The organism is Amycolatopsis sp. NPDC049159, assembly GCF_040648295.1.
Lineage (GTDB): Bacteria > Actinomycetota > Actinomycetes > Mycobacteriales > Pseudonocardiaceae > Amycolatopsis > Amycolatopsis pretoriensis_A.
The window spans coordinates 93468-119038 of sequence record NZ_JBEZDL010000022.1; the positions used below are offsets into that span (position 1 = coordinate 93468).

A 25571-nucleotide genomic window follows, 5' to 3' on the forward strand; every position below is an offset into this window, starting at 1 on the left:
CTGTTCAACGTGCGCACGCCGATCCTCACCACCCTGCTGCTGGCCGCCGCGCTCGGCGGCTGCGCCGGTGCTCCCGAACAGCCGGCCGGCCCGTCACAGCTCACCGTCGAAGTGGTCTCGACCTCGGCGCACGACCCCGCCGCGTTCACCGAAGGCCTCGAGTTCGCCGGCGACACGCTCTACGAAAGCACCGGGCTCGCCGGCCAGTCGACGCTCACCGCCGGGCCCCTCGGGGGGCCGCCGTCCGTGAAGGCCACGCTGCCGTCGCCGTTGTTCGGCGAAGGCGTCACCGTGCTCGGGCCGACGCTCTGGCAGCTCACCTGGCAGGACGGCGTCGCCATCGAACGCGACGCCAAGACCCTCGCCGAGCTGCGCCGGGTGCCCTACCAGGGCGAAGGCTGGGGGCTGTGCCACCAGGCCGACGGGCGGCTCGTCATGAGCGACGGATCCGCGCGCCTGACCTTCCGCGATCCGAAGACCTTCGCCGTGACCGGGAGCGTCGACGTCGGGCGCGACCAGCTCAACGAACTCGAATGCGTCGGCGGGGACGTCTACGCAAACGTTTGGCACACCGACACGATCCTGCGCGTCGACGCCGCCACCGGACACGTCACCGCGACCATCGACGCAGGTCAGCTGCGTGCCAAGGTGAACCCGGCCGGCGCCGAAGACGTGCTCAACGGTATCGCCGCCGTCCCCGGGACCGGTGATTTCCTCCTCACCGGGAAGCAGTGGCCGGTCACGTTCCGGGTGAGGTTCGTCCCGGTCCGGGCGTGAAAGCACGGATGAGCAGGCGGAACCGGCCCCCGGTAAGGCAGGATTGAGGCGTGGCACTCTTCGGCTCCCGCTCCGACGGCTCCGGCTCGCAGCCGCGCGGCCGCAAGTCGAAGCGACGCTGGACGCCGGAGCCGGGCGCCACCGAAGCGCGGTCCTGGCGCGAGGCCGCCCGCAACCCGCCGCCGCCCACCCGCGTCGAGCACCCTCCCCCGAGCCCGCCGCCGCCCGCCGGCCGCGCGGAGCACACCCGCGTCGAGCACCGCAGCGCGCCGCCGCCCCTCCGCGCCGAACGGCCCGCGGCCCCGCGCGGCGGGTACTACGGCGCGCCGGACGCGAACGAGGCACCGACCGCCGCCGCACCGGCGGGCCACCGGCCGCCGCCTCCTCCTCCACGCGGGGCGCGGCCGTACCCGCCGCACGACCCGCACCGCACCGAGCCCGTCCGCCGCGAGCCCGGCGGCTTCTACCAGGGCGAGCGGTACCCCGGCAGCGGCGAGTACGAGCACTACGACACCGGTGGCTACGCCGGCGAGCCGCGGCCGCCGGAGGCCGAACCGCTGCCGCCGCGCGAAGAACCGCGGACGCCGGGCGGCACGCCGAAGCTGCCGAAGAAGATCACCGTCACGCGGGTGGCGGCGATGCGCAGCCGCCAGCTGACCGGCCAGGCCGTCGGCGCCTTCCAGCGCGCGACGAAGGCCGACGGCGCCGAGAAGTCCGGCCTCACCTCGCTGACCTACGCCGTGATGCTGAACTACGCCAGCGACGCGGCGATGGCGATCGCGCTGGCCAACACGCTCTTCTTCGCCGCCACCAGCGGCGAGAGCAAGGGCAAGGTCGCGCTCTACCTGCTCATCACGATCGCGCCGTTCGCGCTGGTCGCGCCGGTGATCGGCCCCGCGCTCGACAAGGTGCAGCGCGGCCGCCGGCTCGCGATGTGCGCGTCTTCGGTCGGCCAGGGCCTGATGGCCGTGGTGATGGCACTGCACTTCGACGACTGGCTGCTCTACCCGGCCGCGCTCGGGATGATGGTGCTCTCCAAGTCGTTCACCGTGCTCAAGGCCGCCGTGACGCCCCGGGTGCTGCCGTCCGAGATCACGCTGTCCAAGACCAACGCCCGGCTGACGACGTTCGGCCTGGTCGCCGCGGGCGCGTTCGGCGCGCTGGCCAGCGGCATCAACGCGATCTCCGGCTCCGCGGGCGCGCTGTGGTTCACGGCGCTGATCTGCGTCGCCGCCGCCGTGCAGTCGATGCGGATCCCGGCCTGGGTCGAGGCGACCGAGGGCGAGGTCCCGACGTCGCTTTCCGCCCACCCGACCGAGAAGAAGCGCCGCCAGCCGATGGGGCGCCACATCGTCGTCGCGCTGTGGGGCAACGGGTCGGTCCGCGTGCTCACCGGCTTCCTCATGATGTTCGCCGCGTTCGCGGTCAAGGCGCAGACCGAAGGCACCGGGCAGACGCCGTTCATGCAGCTGCTCCTGCTCGGCGTGATCGGCGCCGCGGCGGGGGCCGGCGGCTTCCTCGGCAACGCGCTGGGTTCGCGCCTGCACTTCGGCAGCCCGGACCAGGTGATCGTCGGGTGCGTGGCGAGCTGCGTGCTGGCCGCGCTGGTCGCGACGGTGCTGCCCGGCCTGGCCACGGCCGCGATCGTCGGCCTGGTCGGCGCGACGGCCAGCGCGCTCGCGAAGATCAGCCTCGACGCCGTCATCCAGGAAGACCTGCCGGAAGAGTCGCGCGCGTCGGCGTTCGGCCGCTCGGAGACCGTGCTGCAGCTGGCGTGGTGCCTCGGTGGCGGCGCGGGCCTGCTGCTGCCGCCGACGTACTGGATCGGCTTCCTGGTCATCACGGTCGTGCTCGCGGTCGGCCTGACGCAGACGTACCTGGTGCGCCGCGGCGGTTCGCTCGTGCCGGGCCTCGGCGGCGACCGGCCGCTGCGCCCCGAACCGACCGGCAGCTTCCCGGCCCAGGGCCTGCCCAGGGACGCGGCACCCCGCCGGTAGGGTCTGAGCCCATGCGACGTTCCCGGGTGGTGGCCCTGCTTGCGGCCGGTGGGTTCGCGGTGGCCGGCTGCTCGGCGCCCGGCCCGGCCGAGGTCACGTTCTACGCCGACGGCCACACGGTCAACACCGCGCCGGTGCTCTCCTGCGACTACTCGCAGCAGCTCGCGCAGCCGTGCAGCGCCAAGGGCGACACGAAGACGCTGAAGGTCCGCCCGGGCAAGCCCGTGCAGATCTCCGTGCCCGGCGAGGTCGCCGACGCGCCGTGGCAGATCGTCTACGAGTACGTCACCCCGCAGGGCGAGTACAAGCAGAGCGACCCGATCCCGTTCACGTCGCTGGACCGCTACGCGTACACGGTCACGCCGCCGACGCCCGCCGACCGCATCTCGGCGGTCGACGTGCAGAAGTACACGGCCGTGCTGAACTCCAGCACCGGTGAGTCCGGGCTGCTGCCCAGCGACGTGTGGGGCCTGCGGCTCGAGGCTTAGGGGTCCAGGTCCCGCGCCACCGCGCGCATGATCTCGCCGATCTGCTTGGTGTGCTTGCGGTCCGGGTAGCGGTTGCGCCGCAGGTCCGGCTGCACCTTCAGCTCGAGGAGCTTGATCATGTCCTCGATCAGGCCGTGCAGTTCCTCGGCGGGACGGCGGCGCGCCTCGACGACGGACGGCGGCGGGTCGAGCAGCCGGACGGAAAGCGCTTGCGGACCACGGCGGCCGTCGGCGACGCCGAACTCCAGCCGCTGACCGGCCTTGAGCCCCTCGACGCCCTGCGGCAGCGCGGCCTTGCGGATGTAGACGTCGGCGCCACCGTCCTGCGTGACGAACCCGAACCCCTTCTCCGCGTCGTACCACTTGACCTTGCCGGTCGGCACTTCCCTCACCAATCCTTCTGCTGTCCCGCTCACGACGAACGCGCCCGGGGGCGTACCCAGGGCGCGCTGGGTAAAGGGTATCTCGCCACATGCCCTGGGGAGAAGTCGATACCGGCGGATACCCTCTCAGTCATGAGTGAGGCGACGAAGGAGGCCGCCGTGGCCGCCACCGGCAAACCGTTCCTGATGCGCGTCGGCATCGGCTTGTTCGGCATCGGCATGCTCGCCGTGCTGACGGTGTTCATCATGTTCGCCGCCGGCCTGGAGAACCTGCCGGTCTGGCTTTCCGCCGCCGCCGGGGTCATCACCTCGCTCGGGCTGGCGCTGTCCCTGATCGCGCTGGTCCGCGAGGCGCGCGCCAAGAACTAGGACACGGCCGCGAACGTCTTCTCGAACCAGTCCGGGAACTCCGTCAGCGACTCGAACACCACCTCCGCTCCTTCGCTCAGCAGGAGCGCGCGGTCACACGGCCCCGTCGTGACGCCGACGGCGATCGCGCCGGCGGCCAGCGCGCCGCGGATGTCGCCGGCGTGATCTCCGACATACACGCGCGCGTCGTGCGCTAGAAGCGCTTCGGCCTTCTGCGTCGACCACAGCTCGCCGACGACCTCGTCGACGTCCAGGCCGAGCGCGTCCACGTGCAGTTGTGCGTTGGGCCCGTACTTGCCGGTGACGACCAGCGTGCGCCCACCGGCTTCCCGCACCGCGCGCAGCGACTCGACCGCGCCCGGCAGCGCGACCGTGCTGGGCACCACCATGTCCGGGTACAGCGCGCGGAACCGGTCGACGAGCCCCGGGATGCGTTCCTCCGGCGCCTCGAAGCCGCGCAGGATGTCGTCGAGCGGCGGGCCGAGGTTGGCCGCGAACGCGGCACCGTCCAGCGGCAGGCCGGATTCGGCGCCGAGCGCGTTCATCGCCGCGGCCATGCCCGGCCGCGCGTCGATCAGTGTCATGTCGAGGTCGAACCCCACCGTGATGCCCACGACCGACACGTTAGCCGGGACCACCGACAGTTTTACACGTCAGCTGATCATGTACAGCGTCTTGACAGCGAGGCGATCTGTGTCAAGGTGAGGTGTGACCAGCTTCACTGACCGGACGAAGGCGTCCCTCCGGGAAGCCCTGCTCGACGCCGCCGCGGACCTGCTGCCGGAGGCCGGCTACGCGGGGCTGCGGATGGCCGACGTGGCGGCCAAGGCCGGGGTGAGCAGGCAAACCGTCTACAACGAGTTCGGCAACAAGGCGGCGCTGACCCAGGCGGTGGCGCTGCGCACCGCGTCGGAGTTCCTCGACGGGATCCGGCGGCGGTTCGAAACGGCGGACGGGCTCCTCGCGGGCATCCACCACGCCGTCGTCTACACGATCGAGCACGCGCGGGAGAACCGCCTGGTCGCGGCGGCGCTCGGCACCGAAGCGGGCGAGGACCTGCTGCCGCTGCTCACGACCAGGGGCGAGCCCATCCTCACCGCGGCCGCCGACCTCGCCGCCGAGCAGTACCGGGAGTTCGAGCCCGGCCTCTCGGCGGAGTCCGCGGCCCTGCTCGCGGAGACCGTCGTGCGGCTTTCGCTGTCGCACCTGGTGCTCTCGACGCACTCGGCGACGGAGGCGGCCGACGCCGTCACCGCCGTGCTGGAACCCGCCATCCGCCAATTCGTCCACAATGGAGTGACACGATGACCGAAACGCTGCCCGAGCTGCGGACCGGCTTTTCCTCGCTGCGCAAGGGCGGGCTCAACTGGGACTCGTTCCCGCTGCGGCTGTTCGTCAAGGGCAACAAGAAGTTCTGGAACCCCGCCGACATCGACTTCAGCCGCGAGCGCGAAGGCTGGGACACGCTCAACCCCGAGCAGCAGCGAAGCACGACGTACCTGGTCGCGCAGTTCATCGCCGGCGAAGAGGCCGTCACCGAGGACATCCAGCCGTTCATGCGCGCGATGTCGGCGACCGGCCGCTTCGGCGACGAGATGTACCTGACGCAGTTCTGCTTCGAGGAAGCCAAACACACGGAAGTGTTCCGGCGGTGGATGGACGCCGTCGGGCTGACGCAGGACCTCCACCCGTACGTCGCGGAGAACCCGCACTACCGCAAGCTGTTCTACGAGGAGCTCCCGCAGTCGCTGCGCGCGCTGGAGGACGATCCCAGCCCGCTCAACCAGATCCGCGCGAGCGTGACGTACAACCACGTGATCGAAGGCAGTCTCGCACTGACGGGCTACTACTCGTGGCAGCTGATCTGCACCCAGCACGACATCCTGCCGGGCATGCAGGAACTCGTCCGCCGCATCGGCGACGACGAGCGCCGCCACATGGCGTGGGGCACGTTCACCTGCCGCCGCCACGTCGCCGCGGACGACTCGCTGTGGGACGCGGTGCAGCAGCGGATGGGCGAGCTGCTCCCGCACGCGCTCAGCATGATCCAGTGGGTGCAGGACCAGTTCGAGGAACTGCCGTTCGACAACGACCCGCAGGAGATCATCCAGTACGCGGCGGACCGGGCCCAACGCCGGCTGGGCGCGATCGAGTCGGCGCGGGGGATGCCGGTGGAGCAGATCGACCTCGACTACTCGCCGGAGCACCTCGAGGAGACGTTCGGCGAAGAAGACGCGAAGGCGATCGCCGAGGCCGCGGCCGCCGTCGGCTGACCCGAGTCCGTGACGGCCACCTCGACGAACTTCGAGGTGGCCGTCACGAACTCGCCGCGGTCAGCTCGCCGGCCAGTAGACCGCGTGCTGGCCCGCGCCGCCGGACGTCGTGGCCTGGCCGATGATCGTGCCACCGGGTGCGATCCCGGTGGCCTGGCTGTAGTAGCCGTCCGGCAGGGTGCCGAGGTTCGTCAGCGTGCCGTCGGGGGCCCAGCGGGCCGCCACCGAGTCGACGGTGCCGACCGCCGTGCCGGCGGCGTTCAGCGCCACGGCCTCCGAGCGCCGCGCGTCTTCCAGCACGGTCGCGCCGCGGTCGGTCCAGCGCACCGCCCGGTCCTGGGCGAACTCGACGTACCCGCTGCCCACGACCACCCCGGCGCGGTTGATCGCCCGCGGCCGCGCCGAAGCCGGCGGGGCGGCCCAGCCGAGCCGCACCAGGCGGCCGTCGCGCTGCCAGGCGACCGGGACTTCCTGGCCGGCCTCGGTGATGGTCCCGGCGATCACGCCGAAGTCGTTGATCGCGACCGCCGAAGCACCCGCGTTGCCCGGCGAAAGATCGGTGACCACGCCGGTGGCGCCGTTCCAGCGGACCGCGTGCCGGGTGCCCGCGGAGTCCTCGGCGGTGCCGCTGACCAGCGTGCCGTCCGCGGTGATCCCGGTGACGGTGACCTGCCCGCCGCCCGGCAGCGACGCGAGTTCGGTGACCGTCCCGTCCGGGGCCCAGCGCACCGCGACGCGGGTGCCCTGCGGGCCGAGGGCGCCGCCGGCGACCACGCCGGTCCCGCTGATCGCGACCGCGTCGGACGGCCCGGCCCACTGCAGCGCGGTGACCGAGCCGTCCGGCGCCCACCGGACCGCGTGCCGGTCGCCGGCCGCGTCCTCCGCCCAGCCGACGGCGACACCGGCGTCGTTGACGGCGATCGCGTCACCCAGCTCGCCGCCGAGCGTCGGCAGGGCGCTGATCCGGCCCTGGGCGTCCCACTTCGCCGCGTGGTAGCGCAGGCGCACGTCACGCGGGTACGAGTCGCCGACCATCGTGCCGCCGGCGTTGATCGCGGCCACGAAGCTGTACTCGTCCCCCGGCAGGGTGCCCAGGTCGACGGGCCCGCCGGTGGCCGCGGTGGCGACCCCGGGCAGGCCGAGCGCGGCCGACGCGAGCAGCGTCCCCGCGGTGAGCGTTTTCTTCCAGCCGGACGGCATGGCTCCCCCTCGGCGGCGGTGTCCCGTCGCTCCCGTCCGGAAGCGCCCCCTCCGCCGCGCCGGGACCACGCCCGGCCGCCCGGCCCGGTTTAGGCGTGCTTCGCGGCGGCCGCGTTTTCCAAGCCCAGCAAGGTGATCGACTTCTCCCGCATCTCGACCTTGCGGACCTTCCCGGTCACGGTCATCGGGAACTCCTCGACGACGTGGACGTACCGCGGGATCTTGTACCGGGCCAGCTTGCCCTCGCAGAACTCCCGCACCTTCTCGGTCGTCAGCGGCTCGGCGCCGTCCCGCATCCGGACCCACGCCATCAGCTCTTCGCCGTACTTCTCGTCCGGGACGCCGATCACCTGCGCGTCCAGGACGTCCGGGTGGGTGTAGAGGAACTCCTCGATCTCCCGCGGGTACAGGTTTTCGCCGCCGCGGATCACCATGTCCTTGATCCGGCCGGTGATGTTGACGTACCCGTCGCCGTCCATGACCGCCAGGTCGCCGGTGTGCATCCACCGCGCGGCGTCGATCGCCTCCGCCGTCTTGTCGGCCTGCTCCCAGTAGCCGAGCATCACCGAATACCCCCGGGTGCACAGCTCCCCCGGCTCCCCGCGCGGCACCGTCAACCCCGTCTCCGGGTCGACGACCTTCACCTCCAGGTGCGGCCCCACCCGCCCCACCGTCGAGACCCGGCGCTCGATCGAATCGTCGGCACGGGTCTGCGTCGACACCGGCGACGTTTCGGTCATGCCGTAACAGATCGACACCTCGGCCATGCCCATCCGGTCGATGACCTGCTTCATCACCTCGACCGGACACGGCGACCCGGCCATGATCCCGGTCCGCAGCGACGACAGGTCGAACTCGCCGAAGTCCGGGTGGTTCAGTTCCGCGATGAACATCGTCGGCACGCCGTAGAGGGAGGTGCACCGCTCGGCCGCGACCGCCTCCAGCGTCGCCTTCGGGTCGAACGCCGGGGCGGGGATGACCATGCAGGCGCCGTGGCTGGTGCACGCCAGATTGCCCATCACCATCCCGAAGCAGTGGTAGAAGGGCACCGGGATGCACACCCGGTCCGCTTCGGTGTAATTGCAGAGCTCGCCGACGAAGTAGCCGTTGTTGAGGATGTTGTGGTGCGACAGTGTCGCGCCCTTCGGGAAGCCCGTGGTCCCGGAGGTGTACTGGATGTTGATCGGATCATCCGCCGACAACCCCGCCTGCAGGTGCGCCAGCCGCTCCCGATCGCCGCCGCGGCCCGCCTCCAGCAACGCCTGCCAGGTGTCGCTGCCGAGGATCACCACGTGCTCCAGCGCCGCGCACTTCTCGCGGACTTCCTCGACCATCGCGGGGTAGTCGGACGTCTTGAACGCGTCCGAAGCCACCAGCAGCCGGATCCCGGCCTGGTTCAGCACGTACTCCAGCTCGTGAGACCGGTAGGCGGGGTTGATGTTGACCAGGATCGCGCCGATCTTCGCCGTCGCGTACTGCAGGAACGTCCACTCCGCCCGGTTCGGCGACCAGATCCCCACCCGGTCACCCTTGCCGATACCCCGCGCGACCAGCCCCAGCGCCAGCGCGTCGACCTCGGCGGCGAGTTCGCGGTAGGTCCACCGGCGCCCGGCGGCCCGGTCGACCAGGGCGTCGCGGTCCCCGAACGCGGCCACCGTCCGGTCGAAGTTGTCCCCGATCGTGTCCCCGAGCAGCGGGACCTCGGACGTCCCCGAGGCATAGCTCGGCAGAGCGGGCGCGTCAGGCATGGTGCCTCCTGAGGTCGGCGGTGACTGGCGCCGAGTCTAAGAACCGCCGTACCCGGTAGCCAGTCGCCGGGAAATTCCGTTACGGCGGCCCCGATCGGTGGCAGGATTTCCCTCGGAAGAGGGAGGGAACCCGATGCGAAGAATCCTGGCTCTGACCGCGGCGATCCTGCTGCTCGTGCCGGCCGTGCCGGCGTCGGCCGCGACCCGCGTGATCGTGCTGCCCGGCGCCAGGTCCGCCGAAGGGATCACCCCGGCCGGCGGCGGCACCTACTACACCGGCGACCTCGTCGCCGGCACGATCTTCCGCGAGGACGTCAAGCGCGGCACCGCCGAGCGCTTCATCGAGGCGCCACCCGGGGCGATGGCGGCCGGGGTGGACCTCGACCGGCGCCACGACCTGCTGTTCGTCGCCGGCGGGATGGGCGGCAAAGCCTACGTCTACAACGTGCGCACGAAGGCGAAGGTCGCGGACTTCACCTTCGGCGACCCGCAGACGTCCTACGTCAACGACGTGGCCGTGACCCCGCAGGGCGCCTGGTTCACCGACTCCTACCACCCGCAACTGTTCTTCGTGCCGGTCGTGGCCGGCGTCCTCGGCGCGCCGCGCACCCTGCCGCTGAGCGGGCCGGGCGCGGGCGGCTCACCCGACACCTTCTTCATGAACGACATCATCGCCACGCCGGCCGGCGACACCCTGCTCGTGGCCGCCACGACGCCCGGCAAGGTGTACCGGATCGACCCGGTCACCGGGGTCAGCGCGGAGGTCGCGGGGGTGGCCGCGCCCAGCGTCGTCAGTCTCGTGCTGGAAGGCCGCCGGCTCTGGGCGGTGCAGCTCGACGACACGATCAGCCGGTGGTGCCTCGACGGCGACCTGAGCCATGGCACCGCGGCCGGCACGATCACCGATCCGCTGTTCGACCAGCCGGTTTCGGCGGTGAAGATCGGCGACCGGCTCGCCGTCGTCAACTCCCACATCTTCAGCGGCTACCCGCCCACCAGCCCGACCTACGAGGTCCTTCTCGTCGGCGCCTGACTGGTAGGGTCCGGACGGACTTCGAGGGGGCGATCGATGGCCGGCCAGGGGTTTCGCGACGAGCTGACCCAGTTGCTGCAGGCGCGCTACCCGCTGCTGGTCGTCGAGACGCACGAAGAGCAGCGGGTGCTGCGGGAGATCCGCGCGGTCGCGGAAGACCAGCAGCGGCTGCGGACGCCGCGGCGGGTGTACGTCTGGTCGTCGACCACCGGGCTCGCGCCCGCGGGCGGGCCGCCGATCAGCGACACCCGCACCGCGGCCGCCGCGCTCGAGCGGATCTACGGCTGGAGCGAGCCCGCCGTCTTCGTCTTCGCCGACCTGCACCCGTCGCTGGTCTCCGAGGGCGGGCACCGGCCCGACCCGGACGTCGTGCGGCGGCTGCGGGAGCTCGCGGCCACGTTCAAGACCCGGCCCGTGCCGCTGAGCCTGATCCTCGTGTCGCCGTCCCTGCCGGTGCCGCCGGAGCTGGAGCACGACGCGACCGTCGTCGACTTCCCGCTGCCCGACCAGCGCCAGATCGGCGAGCTGCTGGACGGCATGGTCGCCGCGCACCGGCAGAACGTGCGGATCAGCATCGACCGCGACGACCGGGACATGATCGTCGCCGCCGCGCGGGGCCTCACGCTGCCCGAGGCCGAGAACGCGTTCGCCAGGGCGCTCGTCGAAGGCGGCGGGCTCGACCCCAGCGACCTCGAGCTGATCCTCGCCGAGAAGCGCCAGGCCGTCCGGCGGTCCGGGATGCTCGACATCGTGCCCGCCGAGACGAGCTTCGACGCCGTCGGCGGGCTGGACCGGCTCAAGCGCTGGCTGACCAAGCGCACCGGCACGTGGACGCCCGCCGCGTCGGCGTACAACCTCGCGGCGCCGAAGGGCCTGCTGCTGACCGGCGTCCCCGGCTGCGGCAAGAGCCTGTCCGCGGTCTGCGTCGCGAACATGTGGCGGCTGCCGCTGCTGCGGCTGGACCTCGGGCGCGTCTTCGCCGGGCTCGTCGGCTCCAGTGAGAAGAACATCCGCACGGTCATCCGCACCGCGGAAGGCATCGCGCCCTGCGTGCTGTGGGTCGACGAGATCGAGAAGGGCCTCGCGGGCGCGGGCGGCGGGGGTGACGGCGGCACCGCGCGGCGCGTGTTCGGCACGTTCCTGTCGTGGATGCAGGAGAAGTCGGCGCCGGTGTTCGTGATGGCGACCGCGAACCAGGTCGGCTCGCTGCCGCCGGAGTTCCTGCGCAAGGGCCGCTTCGACGAAATCTTCTTCGTCGACCTGCCTTCGGCGCCCGAGCGCGCCGCGATCTGGCGGATCCACCTGGCCAAGCGCGTCACCGACGCGTTCGTCGCCAGTGAGCTGCGGCTTGAGGACGCGTTGTTCGCCGAGCTCGCCGAGGTCAGCGCCGGCTACAGCGGCGCCGAGATCGAGCAGGCCGTGCTGTCCGGGCTGGTCGACGCGTTCGCCGAGAAGCGGCCGCTGCGCCGCGACGACCTCGTGCGCGCGGTGAAGTCGACCGTGCCGCTGTCGGTCACCCAGGCCGACGAGATCCTGGCCATCCGGAACTGGGCCGAGACCCGGGCCGTCGCGGCGACGGACACCACGGCCGAAGCCGGCACCGCGGCCCGTGTTCCGGCGCCGCCGGAGTCCCCGAGGGGAAGGACGATCGACGTATGACGCACCGGGTGACCGTCACCATCGCGAAGGACGGCTCGATCAGCGCCGAGACGCACGGCGTGACCGGGTCCAAGTGCCTCGACTACATCCCGCTGCTCGAGGACCTGCTCGGCGCGGAAACGGTGTCGTCGGAGTTCACCGAGGACTACCGCCGGACGTCCGCCGAGGTCGAGAACACGGCGTCGCAGCAGCAATGGAACTCCTGAACCTGCACCGGATCGTCGACGTCACCGCGGCCGAAGGTCCCGGTGTGCGGTGCGCGGTGTGGACGCAGGGGTGCTCGGTGCGCTGCCCGGGCTGCTTCAACCCGCAGACGTGGACGACCCGCGGCGGGACGCTCATGCCTTGGCCGGACCTGGTTTCGCACGTGCTGGCAATCCGCGGCATCGAGGGCGTCACGCTGCTCGGCGGCGAGCCGTTCGACCAGCCCGGGCCGCTGGGTCACTTCGCTTCCGCCGTGCGCCAAGCCGGGCTTTCGGTGATGACGTTCACCGGGCACGTCCTGGAGGACCTGCCGCCCTCGAAGCTGCTCGACTCGACGGACCTGCTGGTGGACGGGCCTTTCCTGGCGGACCGGCCGGAGACCGCGCGGCCGTGGGTGGGGTCGGTCAACCAGCGGTTCCACTTCCTGACCGACCGCTACGACGAATCGATCTTCACGACGCCGAACCGCTTGGAACTGACGATCGGGGTGGACGGCGGGATCGAAGTGAACGGGTTCGCCACCACCGAAGTACTGGAAGCGCTGCTCGAAGGGGACTACCGATGAGCGTCACGCTCAAACTGCGCAGCGAGGCACTGGCCCAGCTCAACGCCGCGACGATCGCCGCGCACACGCAGGCGCAGCCGGGCGTCGTCACCGTGCGGACCCGGATGCGGCACCGCGACCTGCTCGCCCGCGCGCTCACCGGGCTGCGGGCGCAGGTCACCGACGACGGCAACTCCGTCGTCGCCGCGTGGGAGGGACGGCGGATCACGTTCGGCTACGGCCCCGAAGGCGTCCAGGTGGCGCACGTCGACGGACCGGGGCTGGCCGAGGCCGAAGCGCAGCGGCTGGTGCTGTCGGTCGACGAGGCGTACGCCGCACAGGTGCAGCAGGCGGTGCTCGCGCGGCTGAAGGCCCGCGCGGCGTCGACCGGGATGGTCGTCGAGTCCGAGCGGGTGAACGCCGACCAGTCGATCAGCGTCACGCTGGCCGCCACGTCGTGACCGAGGTCAGGGTCGGGCTGATCGAGTTCGGCAAGGCGCTCAACGACTCCGTCACCCTCCCCGGCCTCGGCGAGCTCCCGGGCGGCCAGGTCAGCGCGGGCCGGGCGGTCCGCGGCGCCCGCGCGCGGCTGCGGCGCGGCGACCACGTCCTCGCGGACAACCTGCGCCTCGGGATCATGGTGCGGAAGAAGTTCTTCTCCAGCGACGTCGAGGCGGTCACGGACGCCGGGTTCCTCAAGGACGTCTTCGTCGCCGTCGGGCGGCGCGACCTCGCGAAGGGCGACTCGCTGGAGCTGTACACCGACGACACCGTCGGCCCGGACACCAGCCGCCAGGACGGCGTCGGTGCGGTGCTGGCGCCGGGTTTCGACCAGCTGACCGGGTTCCACGCTTCGGTGGGCGTTCGCGAAGGGGTGCTGCGCTTCGGGGCGCTGGTCTCGCTCGTGCGGGGCGGGCGCCCGGCCGGCGAGCCGATGCGGGTGCTCGGGCTGTTCGGCCCGGCGGGCCCGCTCGAGGAGCTGCCGCCCGGGCCGCCGGGGACCGTGTTGCTGGGCTTCCAGTGCGAGGTGCCGCCGCTGGCCGGCGACGCACTGGTGGCGTTCCAGGAGCCCGCGCACGACTTCCTGGAGCGGCGCGAGGGGTCCGTGGTGGTGCACGGCGTCACCGACCTGGGCAACGGCTCGGTGGTGGCGGCGGTCGAGGTGCCGGAGGGGCGCGGCGCGGCGTTCACGACCGGGTCGCCGGCGCGGGTGCTGCGGCCGATCGGGACGACGTTCAACGAGCGGAGCACGGTCGTTTCCGCGGACCTGCGGATCCTGTCGCTGGCGCGGGACGGCGTGGCGGTGCGGACCAGCGCGGGGACGCGGGTGTTCACGGTCGGGCTGGCGACGCGGGACCTGCGGGAGAACGACCTGATCGAGGCTTACGTACCGGCTGCGGTGGCTCCGTTGGCCCCGTTGGCCCCGTTGGCCCCGCCGCCTGCGCCCGCTCCGGCGGCGGTGGACGTGAACACGGCGTCCGGCCCGGAGCTGGCGTCGTTGCCGGGGCTGTCACCGTCGCGGGTGACGACGGCGTTGGAGCTGCGTCAGCGGCAGGGCGGCTTCCCCGACGTGGAGGCGTTCGGCATCGCGATCGGCTTGCAGCCGCACGAGATCGTCCGCCTGCGCGGACGGGCGACGGCCGGCCGGGTGGCGTTGCGCGAGACGGGCGTGCGCCAGCTCGACATCTGAAGCGGCGGGTGGCGATTCCGCTACGCTCGGGGACGTGCCGGAGGAATTCTCACTGGGCCTGACGGAGGTCGACACCGCGGTCCGGCGCACCGGTCTCCCGGCGAGCTGGCACCCGTTCGAAATCCGCAGCCCGGGCCGCACGCTGGCGGAGAACGAGCGCATCGCGGCGGCGGCCTGGGAGTCGATGCGGGCGCGCGGCCTGGCCGGCCCGGACAAGCTGGACATCGAGGTGGAGCAGACCCTCCGCGCGTGGACCCAGCCGGACGTGCTGATCGTCGTGAGAGCGGCGGAGGACACCCGCCAGGTCTTCTACCGCGCGGCGATCGGCCACGGCCTCGGGGTGTTTTCGGAGCTGGCCGGCGAGGAGGTCCTGTTCGCGCAGACGCGGCCGGACCGCCTGGTCGACCTGGTGGTCGGCATGCTGCCGGCGTACGGCCCGGTCCCGCTGGCGGAGCTGACGTTCGTCACCCCCGGCTCGCCCGCCGACGCCGAGCTGGCAGCGGAGTTCTCCGCGTGGCCCCTGCACCGCTACGGCACGGTGGAGCTGTCGATCCGCCACGACTCCCTGCGCCCCGCGGGAACGGTGACGTTCATCGACAACGACGGCGGCCGCTTCTTGATGTCGACGGAGCCGCTACCGGACGGTTCGTCCCGGGTCACGTTCACCCCATCGGATGGTTCTCACCTGCGGACGTGGCTGCTGGAGCGTGGCAGGAACCACTGACGTCGGCCGTTCGTCACTAGTACAGTGCGAAGGGACCACGCAGGGTGGTGCCGGACGACGGGGAGGGCGTCATGAGCGGTTCGCAGTTCGGCGCACCGGGCTCGTTCACACCCCCACCGGACGCGGCGGGGGACGCGGGTTCGAACTTCCTGTCGGGGCTGCTCACCGGACAGGTGGACGACCAGGCCGCCAAGCAGGTCGGCGAAGGCGGTCGTCACCTGAAGTCCCTCGCGCAGAGCGGCCAGTTCGCGGTGAACGAGGAGGGGTTCCAGGCGTACATCAAAGCCTGTGATTTCTTCATCGACGGCTTCACCGACATGATCACCAACGTCTACAAGCTGGCCAATCCGGCCCAGATGGGTGGCAGCAACTACGCCAAGGCTGTCGCAGACTTCAACGTGCAGGTGGCCAACGGCGATCCGGAGTCGCTGATCCCCAACCTCGAAAAGATGCGAGACGGTGTCGAGCAGGCTCGCGAGGCCATGGTGATCGCGCGCAAGAACTACCGCGAAACCGAAGATGCCCACAGCACGACGTTTGCCAAGTTGAACGAGGGGCTGCACGAGTAGTGATCGCACGACGCGTTCCGGTCGCGTTCGCCACCCTGGCTCTCGGGCTCGGCCTCGTCGCCTGCACGAGCGAGGTCGGCGGACAGGCGAACCCCAGCTCGCAGGTTTCCGCCACGAACAGCTCGCCGGCTGATTCGGGCGATCCCTTCGCGGGCCTGAGCTCTTGCACCATTCTCGACCAAGCTCTTGCCGGGCAAGGTTTTCCCCAAGCCGAGAAGACGGTCGCGGACCCGGCTCACGGCTGCCACGCAAAGAAACCCAGGGCCGGCGACACACCGGCGGTGGATGTCGGTCTGTTCCTGCAGGCCGGTGGGAACTACAAGGACAACGTCAACAACCCGGGCAAGGCCAGCGAAGGCAAGGTCAACGAGCGCCCGGCGATCGAGGAACAGGAACCCTTGAACGTCAAGGGACAATGCGCCGTCCGGTTCCAGGTGCGAGACTCGCGTGCCCTGCTGTCGCTCGCCTTCGGCTCGGACACCGCCGGCGCCTGTCACCAGATCGAAGACCTCGCTCCGAAGGTCGAGCCTCTGCTGCCGAAGAACAACTGATACGGAGTCCAGCCATGAGTCAGCCGCACCGGGCGCAGCATCGCCAGTCCGAGGGTGACTACTACGCGGAAACCGCCCAGAAGCTCCACGGTCACGGCGCCGACGGTCAACGGGTCACCCAGCAGGCCGCCTCGGACTACTCGGTCGCCCAGGGAAAGCTGCTGCAGGAAGGGCAAACCCTCCGTTCCGGGGCTCCGGCCCCCGACGAGAACTACGCGAACCAGCCGCACGAAGTGCTGTACAACATGGTCCACGAGAACCTGGACCTCGAAGACCTGAACGACCGCAGCCGCGTGGCCAACGTCTACGGGAACTGGCTCGCCGATGCCTCGAACCAGTTCCGCGACGCCGCCACCGCGGCGGGCGGCTCGTGGCAGGGACCGGCGGCCGACCAGGCGAACGGGTTCTTCCAAAGCACGGCCGGGCACACCGAACAAACCGGCAACGCGATGCAGCTGGCGTCGAACCACTACTCCCAGCAGTCCGCGGCCGCCCATTACGCCAAGACCAACATGCCCGAGCCCACCGGCTTCAACCAGCAAGCCGAGCTCGACAAGGCGAAGCAGCAGTACAACTCCGGTGATCTCGTCGGCATGAGCGGCACCATGGCCGGGATCCAGGCCAAGCAGCAACAAGCCGACGCCGCGCACCAGCAAGCCGTGCAGGTGCTGCAAAACCTCGACGGCACCTACCACGAGACCGCCAGCTCGCAGCCCACCTACGCGCCGCCGCCGCAGCTCGGGCAAGGGGACTCCACCTCGGTCAGCGGGTTCCACGGGACGAGCGGGACCGGCGGGACCGGTGGCACTGGCGGGATCGGCGGCACCGGCGGAACGGGCTTCACCGGAACAGGCACCGGACCCGGCGGGACCAGCGGCACCTTCGCCCCCGGCGGCACCACACCGCCGGGCGCCTCCTACGTCCCACCCGGTACCACCAGCGGAACCGGCGGCCCGGGGAACTTCGCCGGCAACACCAGCTTCCGCGCCACCCCCGCCGCCGGCTCCTTCACGCGCATGACTCCCGACGGGCTCGCCATGCCCGGCACCACCTCAGGCGGCACCACCGGCGGAGGCGGAGACATCACCCGCGGCAGCAAACCGGGCCGCGCCGGGAGCGGCTTCGCCGGGGCGCGAGTGTCCGGCAGTGCCGGGAGCGCGCCCAAGGAGATGCCCGGGGAAGGCAAGGGCAGCGGCGCCGGCAAGACCGGTGAGCGGCTCGAACGCGGGGCCACCGCCGCCGCGGCCGCCAAGGGCAAGGGGGGCGCCGGTGCCGCCGGTGCGGCAGGCGCCGGCAAGAAGAAGGAAGACGACAAGGAGCACAAGAACAAGTACGCCGCCGACGAGGACGTCTTCGACCTCAAGCCCGAGACCGGGCCCGACGGCGAGAAGATCGTGCGGCCGACCATCGGGGAAACCCCTTAGATTTCCCCCATTCGCCGCGCGGGACCGGAAGCGGCGGACGCGGTCTGGCTACATTGGGGGCATGCGCTTCTTCATCGTCGACGCCTTCACCGACCGGGCCTTCGCCGGGAACCCCGCCGGGGTCGTCCTGCTGGACGAGCCCGCCGACCCCGGCTGGATGCAGGCCGTCGCCGCCGAGATGAAGCACGCCGAGACCGCCTTCGTCGTCACCACCGAAGGCCCCAAGTCGCTCCGGTGGTTCACCCCCGAGGTCGAGGTCGCCCTCTGCGGGCACGCCACCCTCGCCACCACGCACGTCCTCGGCGGCGAGCAGGTCTACACCACCCTCAGCGGCGAACTGCGCGCCACCGGACAGGACGGCTGGGTCGAGCTCGACTTCCCCTCCGACCCGCCGACGCCCACCGACGACGACCTGTCCGGCATCCTCCCCGGGGTCGGGATCGAGTACGTCGGACGCGGCGTCGACAACCTCTTCGCCGTCCTCCCCGACGCCGAAACGGTCAAGAACCTCGAACCCGACCTGGCCAAGCTCAAGAACACCTGGACCGGACGGCTGCTCGTCACCGCGAAGGGCGACGAAACGGACTACGTCAGCCGCTTCTTCGGGCCGGGCGTCGGCATCGACGAAGACCCCGTCACGGGCTCGGCGCACTGCATCCTGTCGCCGTACTGGTCCGAGCGGCTCCAGCGCACCGAACTCGTCGGCGAACAGGTGTCGCCACGCGGCGGGATCGTCCGGACGCGCCAGGACGGCGACCGCGTGCACCTCTCCGGCCAGGCCGTGACCGTCCTCAGCGGGGAGCTGCACGTCTGATGCGCACGCTGCTGAACATCATCTGGCTCGTCCTGTGCGGCTTCTGGATGGCGCTGGGCTACCTGCTCGCCGGCGTGATCTGCTGCATCCTCGTCGTCACCATCCCGTTCGGGCTGGCGTCGTTCCGGATCGCCAGCTACGCGCTCTGGCCGTTCGGCCGCACGGTCGTCGACCGGCGGGACGCGGGCGCCGCGTCCTGCCTGGGCAACGTCGTCTGGTTCGTCTTCGCCGGGTGGTGGCTGGCGCTCGGGCACATCTTCACGGGTGTCGCGCTGTGCATCACGATCGTCGGCATCCCGCTCGGCGTCGCGAACTTCAAGATGATCCCGGTGTCGCTGGTGCCGCTCGGCAAGGAGATCGTCGAGCTCCCCTGATCACGACTCCGGTTCGTACGGCAGCCGCACCACCAGGCACGGCCCGCCGACGAACAGGCCGCCGTCCACGCCGAGCGCCTTGCCGCCCGCGTACAGGAACGGGCCCTCGATCTGCGTCGGGTGGATGCCCAGCTGGTCGGCGATGACGCTGTGGCCGTGCACGATGCGGGACCCGCCGAGCACGTCCATCAGCTTCTGGGCGTTCTCCTCGCCGTCCGGGCCGCGGAAGGCGTAGCGCGTCGTCATCCGGCGCCAGACGTCCCACCAGGCTTCGAGGTCCGAACCCGTGAGGATCTCGCTCGCGGACTCGTTGATCTCCTCGATCGACGAGCCCCAGTCGAGGTACTCCAGCGTGTCCGAGTGCAGCAGGAGGTGGTCGGCGGCGAGCGCGGCCAGCGGGCGCGCGGCGAGCCACTCGATGTGCTCCGGGGTCAGCCGGTCCTGGTCCGACAGCAGGCCGCCGTTGATCTCCCAGCTCCGGGCGAAGCTGCGCGGGCCGAAGTCGGACGGCACCGGCTCGTCGCCGAAGTGGTACATGCCCAGCGCGAGGATCTCGTGGTTGCCCAGCAGCGTCTGCACCTGGCCGCCGGCCTCGGCCGCCTGCGCCTCCAGGCGCATGACCAGGTCGATCGCGCCGACTCCGTCCGGGCCGCGGTCGACGAAGTCGCCGAGGAACCACAGCTGGTCTTCTTCGCCCGACCAGTTGTCCTCGTCGTCGACCAGGCCCTCGGCTCTCAGCGCGTCGGCCAGCTCGTCCCTGTGCCCGTGGACGTCGCCGACCACGTACGTCGACTTGCTCATCCGGTGACGATAAGCCCTTCTCCCGCCTGCCCGGTGGTCAGCCTTCGCCGAACGGGTCCTGGGTACGCCCGATCAGGTCAGCGACCGAGTCGATCACCAGTGTGGGCCGGTACGGATAGCGCTCGGCCGACTCCTGCGTGGAGATGCCGGTGAGCACCAGGATGGTCTGCAGGCCGGCCTCGATGCCCGAGTGCACGTCGGTGTCCATCCGGTCGCCGATCATCAGCGTCGACTCCGAGTGTGCGCCGAGCCGGCGCAGCGCCGAGCGCATCATCAGCGGGTTCGGCTTGCCGACGTAGTACGGCGAGCGCCCGGTGGCCTTCTCGATCAGCGCCGCGACGGACCCGGTGGCCGGCATCGAGCCCTCGACGCTCGGGCCGGTCGCGTCGGGGTTCGTCGCGATGAACTTCGCGCCGCCCTCGATCAGCCGGATCGCGCGCGTGATGGCGCTGAAGCTGTACGTGCGGGTCTCGCCCAGCACGACGTAGTCGGGGTCGCGCTCGGTCAGCACGTAGCCGACCTCGTGCAGCGCCGTCGTGAGCCCGGCCTCGCCGATGACGTACGCCGAGCCGTTCGGCCGCTGCGACGAGAGGAACTTCGCGGTCGCCAGCGCCGAGGTCCAGATCGACTCCTCCGGGATGTCGAGCCCGGTGCGCTCGAGCCGGGCCCGCAGGTCGCGCGGGGTGTAGATCGAGTTGTTCGTCAGCACCAGGAAGTCGATGCCGTTCGCCTTCAACTCGGCGAGGAACTCGTCGGCCCCGGGGACGAGGTGCTCCTCCTTCACCAGGACGCCGTCCATGTCGGAGAGGTACGTCCACCGGCGTTCGCTCATGCGCGGAACCTATCACGCGCGCGAGGCGCCTGCGGTGCGTGCCGAAAAAGGCTACAGTTGAAATTGCCGGTATTGCGAGGGGAGTTCGCGAGCCGGTCACCGAGGGGGTTCGGGGGAATACCATTCGACGTCGCCGGCGCGATCCGTGTCGGCGCGATTCTTCCTGCCCCCTGCACGCGAAAAGGGGAGATCGCATGACCGAAATCATCGAGCGCCCGGTCGCCACCGCGCCGATCGCCGCGCCGAACTGGGGGCTCACCAAATTCCTGGACCCGCTCCGGGTCCCGCCGGTGTACCGGCCGCATTCGTGGGGCGGCCACGACACCATCACCATTCCGATGATCACGAAGCGCCAGCGGCTGCACTCGCAATTGCCGCCGAGTGTGTTGTGGACGTACGCCGGGCATTTCCCGGGTCCGACGATCGAAGTGCGCAGCGGCAAACAACTGCGGATTTCGTGGTCGAACGAAATCGACGGCGAGTTTCCGCTCGTCGCCGTTCAGGGCCCGATCGCCGACGCGCCGACCAGCCGTCCGGGCCGGGAACTCGACCGGCCCGGCTACTCGGTCATCGACGGCGTCGCGGACCTGCCGGCCTGGACGGTCGTGCACCTCCACGGCGCCCGCACGAACGCCGGCAACGACGGCTGGGCGCACAACGCCGGGCTCAACGGCACTTCGCAGCTGACCGAGTACCAGAACCGCCAGCCGGCGATGCCGCTCTGGTACCACGACCACGCCATGGCGATCACGCGCTTCACCGTCCACACCGGCCTGGCGGGGATGTACCTGGTCCGCGACGACGAGGAGGACGCGCTCGACCTGCCGCACGGCGACCACGAAATCCCGCTGGTCATCACCGACCGCAACCTCGACACCGACCCGGCGACCGGCGCGCTCACCGGGCAGCTGCTGTTCAAGGTCCCGGTGGTGCCGAACGGCCCGATGATCCCGTTCACCGGGCCGTTCACCCTGGTCAACGGCGTGATCTGGCCGCACCTCGACGTGGACGCGCGGTGGTACCGCTTCCGGCTGCTCAACGCGGCCAACTCGCGGTTCTTCACGCTCAACCTGGTCGACGAGAACAACGTGCCGGTCAACGACGCCGTCCGCCTGATCGGCACCGACGGCGGCCTGCTGCCCGCGCCGGCGCCGTTGCCGGGCGGCGGGCTGACCGTCGCCCCGGCCGAGCGGTTCGACGTCCTGATCGACTTCAGCCGCTTCAAGGGGCGCAAGCTCAAGCTGCGCAACGCCGACCCGCGGCTGGGCACGGTCGAGCCGGACCTGATGGAGTTCCGGGTCGACGCCGGGGCCAAGCACGACCCGTTCCGGCTGCCGGAGAAGATCTCGACGTCCTACGTCCGGCTGCGGCACGGCTCGACGCTGCCGGAGGACCACGACCACGTCTGGATCGCGCTGCTGCTCAACAAGGCGGGGCACCCGGAGATGTGGGACCTCGAACAGGTCGAGGCGGACCCGGGCGGCGAGGGGATCATCCAGGTCCAGGACCCGAACGGCGGGCTGAAGACGTTCCGGATGGTCGGCCGGCTCTTCGACGACACGACCGGCATCTTCATCGACCACGACCGGTGGGCGGTGTGGAACATCGTGCACGTCGCCGGCGGGCCGCCGGCACACCCGGTCCACATCCACCTGACCGAGTTCCAGGCGCTCTTCCGGCGGAAGTTCACCACGACGTTCGACCAGGCCACCGAGCGGACGACGACGCCGATCGACGGCTTCACCGACGTCCCGCTGGAGAAGTACGAGGAGGGCTGGAAGGACACGATCATCGTGAACCCCGGCCAGTGGGTGAGCGTGGCCGGCCAGTTCGGCGGCGGCACCGGCCAGTTCATGTACCACTGCCACATCCTCGACCACGAGGACGAAGGCATGATGCGGCCGTTCGTGGTGCACCCGCCGGAGGTGGCGAAGTTCCACGTCCACCCGGGCGGCGGCCACCACCACGACGGCTGACCCGCGCCGGTCAGGAGGCCGCGGCCGGGTGCACCACCACGGTCGCGGCCTTAACCGAGAGCGTCACCGCCGAGCCGGGCTCCAGCGCGAGCTCGGCCACGGCGGCCGGCGTGAGGTCGGCGGTCAGGCCGTGCGCCCAGCCGTCGCCTTCAGCGCGGACCCGGATCACCGGCCCGTGCGGTTCCAGCGCCGCGACGACGGCGTCGGCGGTGTTGCGCGGGCTCCCGCGGTGCTCGCCGTCGTGCGGGTAGACGGCGACGGCGTTCGGCGGGAACACCGCCACGGCGGGCTCGCCCGGCACCACGTCGGCCGCCGGGATCCCGCTGACGACTTCGCCGGACGCCGTCCGCAGCCCTTCGGGAACGGCGGTCCCGGCGACGAGGTTGAGCCCGGCGATCCGCGCGGTGAACGCCGTCCGTGGGGCTGAAAGCACTTCGCGGGTCGGGCCGCGTTCGACGACGCGACCGCCGTTCATCACCGCGACGTGGTCGGCGAGCGCGAGCGCGTCCAGGGGGTCGTGGGTGACGAGCACCGTCGTCGGCCCGGTCTTCAGCACCCGCCGCAGCAGACCGCGGATCGCGGGCGCGGCGTCGACGTCGAGGGCGGCGAACGGCTCGTCGAGCAGCAGCAGGTCCGGTTCCGCGGCCAGCGCCCTGGCGATCGCGACGCGCTGGGCCTGGCCGCCGGACAGCTGCCCGGGCCGCCGGTCGGCGAGCCCGACGGCGTCCACCTCGGCCAGCCAGTAGTAGGCGCGCTCGCGGGCGGCGTGGCGGCCGGCGCCGGTCGAGCGCGGGGCGAACGCGACGTTGTCCACCGCGGACAGGTGCGGGAAGAGCAGCGCGTCCTGGGACAGCAGCCCGATCCCGCGGCGGTGCGGCGCCACCCCGGACAGCTCCCGCCCGGCCACCGCGATCTCCGCCGACGCCGGGGTGATCAAGCCCGCGAGGCAGCCCAGCACCGTCGACTTGCCCGAGCCGTTCGGGCCGAGCAGCGCCAGCACCGACCCGGTCGGCACGTCGAGGTCGACGTCCAACGTGAACGAGCCGCGCACGGCCTCGATCCGGGCGGTCAGGCTCACCGCAGGCCGCCTTCCCACGACCGCGGCCGCGCGACGGCGATGACCAGGATCGCCACCACGATGAGCAGCAGGGACAGCGCCACGGCGCTGTCGATGTCCACTTCGGCCTGCGTGTAGACCTCCAGCGGCAGCGTGCGGGTGACGTCTTCGAGGCTGCCGGCGAACGTGATCGTGGCGCCGAACTCACCGAGCGCGCGGGCGAAGCTGAGGACGACGCCGGAGCCGAGCGCGGGCAGCAGCAGCGGCAGCGTGACCCGGCGGAAGACCGTCCACGGGCGCGCGCCCAGCGTCGCGGCCACCTGCTCGTAGCGGTCGCCGGAGCTCCGCAGCGCGCCTTCGAGGCTGACGACGAGGAACGGCATCGCGACGAACGTCTGCGCGATCACCACCGCGGTCGTCGTGAACGGCACCGGCTCGCCGGTCAGCGTGGTGATCAGCATGCCGAGGAAACCCTTGCGGCCGAGCAGGTAGAGCAGCGCGAGACCGCCGACCACCGGGGGCAGCACCAGCGGCAGCAGCACGATCGAGCGCAGCAGCCGGACCCCGCGGAACCGGGCGCGCGCGAGCACGACGGCCAGCGGCACGCCGAGCAGCACGCAGGCCACGGTGGACAGTGCGGCGGTGATCAGCGACAGCCGCAGCGCGTGCCACGACGACGGCGTGGCGACCAGCGACGGCAGCCGCGTCAGGTCCGAGCGGACCAGCAGGCCGACGACCGGCAGCACGACCAGGGCCAGCGCGAGCGTGGCCGGGATCGCGAGCACCCACGGGACGCGCGAACGGCCGGCCGGGACGGATCCCGGCCGGCCGTTCGCGGACCGGCTACTGCGCAGGGCCGAACCCCACCTTGCTCAGCTCGGTCTTGCCCTCGGTGCCGAGGACGAAGTCGTCGAACTCCTTGGCCAGCGCGGCCTGCCCACCCTTGACCGCGGCGATCGGGTAGTTGTTGACCGCGCCGCCCGCCTCGGGGAAATCGACCTTCTCGACCTTGCCCGCGGCCGAGGTGGCGTCGGTGACGTAGACCAGGCCCGCGTCGGCGTCGCCGGAAGCGACCTTGTTCAGCACCTGCTTGACATCCTGCTCTTCGCTCTTCGGCTTGAGCGTGACGCCGGTGGCGGTCTCGACCTTCTTGGTGGCCGAGCCGCACGGCACCTGCGGGGCGCACGTGACGACGGTCAGACCGGCCTTGTTCAGGTCGGCGAAGGACTTGATGCCCTTGGGATTGCCCGGCGCGACGGCGATGGCGAGCTTGTTGGTCGCGAAGACCGTCGGCTGGCCGTCGATCACGCCGCCCTGGACGGCCTTGTCCATGTTGGCCTGGTCGGCCGAGGCAAAGACGTCGGCCTTCGCGCCGTTGGTCAGCTGCTGGACCAGGCCGGACGAGCCCGCGAAGCTGAACTTCACGGTGACGCCGGGGTGCTGGGCCTCGAACTCCTTGCCGAGCGCGGTGAACGACTCGGTGAGGGACGCGGCGGCGAACACGGTGAGCGTGCCGGTGCCGGCGTCGCCGCTGCCCTTCGGCGCGGGGGCGCTCGCCGACGACCCGCCGGTCTGCGTGCTGGGCTGGTCCGAACTGCTGCACGCGCCGGCGAACAACGCGACGGCCGCGACGGCGAGAGCAAGTTTCTTCATCGACTTCCTTCCGGTGTTTCCACCACGACAGTGGTCGCTTTGACCACGGCAACCGCGAGCACGCCCGGGCGCAGGCCCAGCTCGCGAACGGCTTCGGTACTCATCAGGGACACCACCCGGTGTGCCCCGCACTGCAGCTCCACCTGGGCCATCACCTTGTCGGCGACGACCTCGGTCACCAGCCCGACGAACCTGTTGCGGGCGGAGCGGCCGACGGTGGAGGGGTCTTCGGGGCCGGAGGCCTGGGCCCGGGCGAACCCGGCCAGCTGGGCGCCGTCGACGACCTTGCGCCCGGCGGCGTCGTCGGTCGCGGTCAGCTGCCCCGCGCGCACCCACCTCCGGACGGTGTCGTCACTGACGCCGAGCAGGCGCGCGGCCTCGGACAACCGAAATTGCGGCATGCCGCAGACATTATCTCCGCAGTTGAGGAA

29 protein-coding genes are annotated in these 25571 nt (G+C 71.3%); 19 read left to right on the forward strand and 10 right to left on the reverse strand.

What is annotated here, in order from left to right; genetic code table 11:
- Nucleotides 1-9: 9 nt before the first annotated feature.
- The 3 genes from AB0B33_RS35345 to AB0B33_RS35355 are packed head-to-tail and all read left to right on the forward strand — an operon-like array spanning nucleotide 10 to nucleotide 3262.
- Nucleotides 10-777, forward strand: a complete 768-nt coding sequence (locus AB0B33_RS35345; RefSeq protein ID WP_360779968.1) for a glutaminyl-peptide cyclotransferase — start codon at nucleotides 10-12, stop codon at nucleotides 775-777.
- Nucleotides 778-827: 50 nt separating this feature from the next.
- Nucleotides 828-2774, forward strand: coding sequence for an MFS transporter (locus AB0B33_RS35350; RefSeq protein ID WP_247017936.1), 1947 nt, complete (start codon nucleotides 828-830; stop codon nucleotides 2772-2774).
- A gap of 11 nt (nucleotides 2775-2785) precedes the next feature.
- Nucleotides 2786-3262: a DUF2771 family protein gene (locus AB0B33_RS35355; protein ID WP_247017934.1), complete on the forward strand. Its 477-nt coding sequence runs from the start codon at nucleotides 2786-2788 to the stop codon at nucleotides 3260-3262.
- Here AB0B33_RS35355 and AB0B33_RS35360 read toward each other — a convergent pair.
- Nucleotides 3259-3645: a cold-shock protein gene (locus AB0B33_RS35360; protein ID WP_247025487.1), complete on the reverse strand. Its 387-nt coding sequence runs from the start codon at nucleotides 3643-3645 to the stop codon at nucleotides 3259-3261. The two genes, AB0B33_RS35355 and AB0B33_RS35360, sit on opposite strands and share 4 nt — an antisense overlap.
- A gap of 132 nt (nucleotides 3646-3777) precedes the next feature.
- Between AB0B33_RS35360 and AB0B33_RS35365 the strand changes: the two genes are divergently transcribed.
- Nucleotides 3778-4014, forward strand: coding sequence for a hypothetical protein (locus AB0B33_RS35365; RefSeq protein WP_360779972.1), 237 nt, complete (start codon nucleotides 3778-3780; stop codon nucleotides 4012-4014).
- On the opposite strand, the gene AB0B33_RS35370 is transcribed toward AB0B33_RS35365, so the two are convergent.
- Complete coding sequence (locus AB0B33_RS35370) at nucleotides 4011-4628, reverse strand: HAD family hydrolase (RefSeq protein WP_360779975.1); 618 nt, start codon at nucleotides 4626-4628, stop codon at nucleotides 4011-4013. The two genes, AB0B33_RS35365 and AB0B33_RS35370, sit on opposite strands and share 4 nt — an antisense overlap.
- A gap of 94 nt (nucleotides 4629-4722) precedes the next feature.
- On the opposite strand from AB0B33_RS35370, the gene AB0B33_RS35375 reads away from it, so the two are divergent.
- Nucleotides 4723-5322: a TetR family transcriptional regulator gene (locus tag AB0B33_RS35375; RefSeq protein ID WP_360779978.1), complete on the forward strand. Its 600-nt coding sequence runs from the start codon at nucleotides 4723-4725 to the stop codon at nucleotides 5320-5322.
- Nucleotides 5319-6287 carry a R2-like ligand-binding oxidase gene (locus AB0B33_RS35380; protein WP_360779981.1) on the forward strand — a complete coding sequence of 323 codons (969 nt, stop codon included), beginning with the start codon at nucleotides 5319-5321 and terminating at the stop codon, nucleotides 6285-6287. The genes AB0B33_RS35375 and AB0B33_RS35380 overlap by 4 nt, the downstream gene beginning before the upstream one ends.
- 60 nt (nucleotides 6288-6347) lie before the next feature.
- Here AB0B33_RS35380 and AB0B33_RS35385 read toward each other — a convergent pair whose 3' ends face one another.
- Both AB0B33_RS35385 and AB0B33_RS35390 read right to left on the reverse strand, forming a co-directional pair.
- Nucleotides 6348-7487 (reverse strand): hypothetical protein, encoded by a 1140-nt coding sequence (locus tag AB0B33_RS35385; protein ID WP_360779985.1) that lies wholly within the window; start codon nucleotides 7485-7487, stop codon nucleotides 6348-6350.
- An 89-nt stretch (nucleotides 7488-7576) separates the two neighbouring features.
- Nucleotides 7577-9235, reverse strand: a complete 1659-nt coding sequence (locus AB0B33_RS35390) for an AMP-binding protein (protein WP_360779988.1) — start codon at nucleotides 9233-9235, stop codon at nucleotides 7577-7579.
- Nucleotides 9236-9368: 133 nt separating this feature from the next.
- On the opposite strand from AB0B33_RS35390, the gene AB0B33_RS35395 reads away from it, so the two are divergent.
- The 12 genes from AB0B33_RS35395 (at nucleotide 9369) to AB0B33_RS35450 (ending at nucleotide 18821) form a co-directional block, all read left to right on the forward strand.
- Complete coding sequence (locus AB0B33_RS35395) at nucleotides 9369-10268, forward strand: hypothetical protein (RefSeq protein WP_360779991.1); 900 nt, start codon at nucleotides 9369-9371, stop codon at nucleotides 10266-10268.
- 36 nt (nucleotides 10269-10304) lie between these two features.
- A complete protein-coding gene (locus AB0B33_RS35400; RefSeq protein ID WP_360779994.1) occupies nucleotides 10305-11927 on the forward strand; it encodes an AAA family ATPase in 1623 nt (540 codons plus the stop codon).
- Nucleotides 11924-12133, forward strand: a complete 210-nt coding sequence (locus AB0B33_RS35405) for a DUF2997 domain-containing protein (protein WP_125308001.1) — start codon at nucleotides 11924-11926, stop codon at nucleotides 12131-12133. Before AB0B33_RS35400 ends, AB0B33_RS35405 begins: the two co-directional genes overlap by 4 nt.
- Nucleotides 12121-12696: a 4Fe-4S single cluster domain-containing protein gene (locus AB0B33_RS35410; RefSeq protein ID WP_360779997.1), complete on the forward strand. Its 576-nt coding sequence runs from the start codon at nucleotides 12121-12123 to the stop codon at nucleotides 12694-12696. Before AB0B33_RS35405 ends, AB0B33_RS35410 begins: the two co-directional genes overlap by 13 nt.
- Complete coding sequence (locus tag AB0B33_RS35415; RefSeq protein WP_247017913.1) at nucleotides 12693-13136, forward strand: hypothetical protein; 444 nt, start codon at nucleotides 12693-12695, stop codon at nucleotides 13134-13136. Before AB0B33_RS35410 ends, AB0B33_RS35415 begins: the two co-directional genes overlap by 4 nt.
- A complete protein-coding gene (locus AB0B33_RS35420) occupies nucleotides 13133-14365 on the forward strand; it encodes a helix-hairpin-helix domain-containing protein (protein WP_360779999.1) in 1233 nt (410 codons plus the stop codon). Before AB0B33_RS35415 ends, AB0B33_RS35420 begins: the two co-directional genes overlap by 4 nt.
- A 34-nt stretch (nucleotides 14366-14399) precedes the next feature.
- On the forward strand, nucleotides 14400-15089 hold the full coding sequence (locus AB0B33_RS35425) for an ESX secretion-associated protein EspG (RefSeq protein WP_360780002.1): 690 nt from the start codon (nucleotides 14400-14402) through the stop codon (nucleotides 15087-15089).
- A 71-nt stretch (nucleotides 15090-15160) separates the two neighbouring features.
- Nucleotides 15161-15658, forward strand: a complete 498-nt coding sequence (locus tag AB0B33_RS35430) for a hypothetical protein (protein WP_247017906.1) — start codon at nucleotides 15161-15163, stop codon at nucleotides 15656-15658.
- Entirely contained in the window at nucleotides 15658-16209 is a 552-nt protein-coding gene (locus AB0B33_RS35435) for a hypothetical protein (protein WP_360780006.1), read from the forward strand. Before AB0B33_RS35430 ends, AB0B33_RS35435 begins: the two co-directional genes overlap by 1 nt.
- Nucleotides 16210-16223: 14 nt before the next feature.
- Complete coding sequence (locus AB0B33_RS35440; RefSeq protein ID WP_360780009.1) at nucleotides 16224-17633, forward strand: hypothetical protein; 1410 nt, start codon at nucleotides 16224-16226, stop codon at nucleotides 17631-17633.
- A gap of 61 nt (nucleotides 17634-17694) precedes the next feature.
- Nucleotides 17695-18447 carry a PhzF family phenazine biosynthesis protein gene (locus tag AB0B33_RS35445; RefSeq protein ID WP_360780011.1) on the forward strand — a complete coding sequence of 251 codons (753 nt, stop codon included), beginning with the start codon at nucleotides 17695-17697 and terminating at the stop codon, nucleotides 18445-18447.
- Complete coding sequence (locus tag AB0B33_RS35450) at nucleotides 18447-18821, forward strand: YccF domain-containing protein (protein ID WP_360780014.1); 375 nt, start codon at nucleotides 18447-18449, stop codon at nucleotides 18819-18821. Before AB0B33_RS35445 ends, AB0B33_RS35450 begins: the two co-directional genes overlap by 1 nt.
- Here the strand turns inward: AB0B33_RS35450 and AB0B33_RS35455 are convergent, their stop codons facing one another.
- Both AB0B33_RS35455 and AB0B33_RS35460 read right to left on the reverse strand, forming a co-directional pair.
- On the reverse strand, nucleotides 18822-19622 hold the full coding sequence (locus AB0B33_RS35455; protein ID WP_360780017.1) for a metallophosphoesterase: 801 nt from the start codon (nucleotides 19620-19622) through the stop codon (nucleotides 18822-18824).
- 37 nt (nucleotides 19623-19659) lie between these two features.
- Complete coding sequence (locus AB0B33_RS35460; RefSeq protein WP_247017896.1) at nucleotides 19660-20454, reverse strand: HAD-IIA family hydrolase; 795 nt, start codon at nucleotides 20452-20454, stop codon at nucleotides 19660-19662.
- Nucleotides 20455-20648: 194 nt separating this feature from the next.
- Here AB0B33_RS35460 and AB0B33_RS35465 point away from each other — a divergent pair, with 194 nt between their 5' ends.
- Nucleotides 20649-22430, forward strand: coding sequence for a multicopper oxidase domain-containing protein (locus AB0B33_RS35465; protein ID WP_360780021.1), 1782 nt, complete (start codon nucleotides 20649-20651; stop codon nucleotides 22428-22430).
- A 10-nt stretch (nucleotides 22431-22440) separates the two neighbouring features.
- On the opposite strand, the gene AB0B33_RS35470 is transcribed toward AB0B33_RS35465, so the two are convergent.
- The 4 genes from AB0B33_RS35470 to AB0B33_RS35485 are packed head-to-tail and all read right to left on the reverse strand — an operon-like array spanning nucleotide 22441 to nucleotide 25541.
- Nucleotides 22441-23508, reverse strand: a complete 1068-nt coding sequence (locus AB0B33_RS35470) for an ABC transporter ATP-binding protein (protein ID WP_360780024.1) — start codon at nucleotides 23506-23508, stop codon at nucleotides 22441-22443.
- Nucleotides 23505-24272 (reverse strand): ABC transporter permease, encoded by a 768-nt coding sequence (locus tag AB0B33_RS35475; RefSeq protein WP_360780027.1) that lies wholly within the window; start codon nucleotides 24270-24272, stop codon nucleotides 23505-23507. Before AB0B33_RS35475 ends, AB0B33_RS35470 begins: the two co-directional genes overlap by 4 nt.
- Before the next feature lie 58 nt (nucleotides 24273-24330).
- Nucleotides 24331-25140, reverse strand: coding sequence for a molybdate ABC transporter substrate-binding protein (gene modA, locus AB0B33_RS35480; protein ID WP_360780030.1), 810 nt, complete (start codon nucleotides 25138-25140; stop codon nucleotides 24331-24333).
- Entirely contained in the window at nucleotides 25137-25541 is a 405-nt protein-coding gene (locus tag AB0B33_RS35485; RefSeq protein WP_285476866.1) for a helix-turn-helix transcriptional regulator, read from the reverse strand. Before AB0B33_RS35485 ends, modA begins: the two co-directional genes overlap by 4 nt.
- Between the last annotated feature and the right edge of the window lie 30 nt (nucleotides 25542-25571).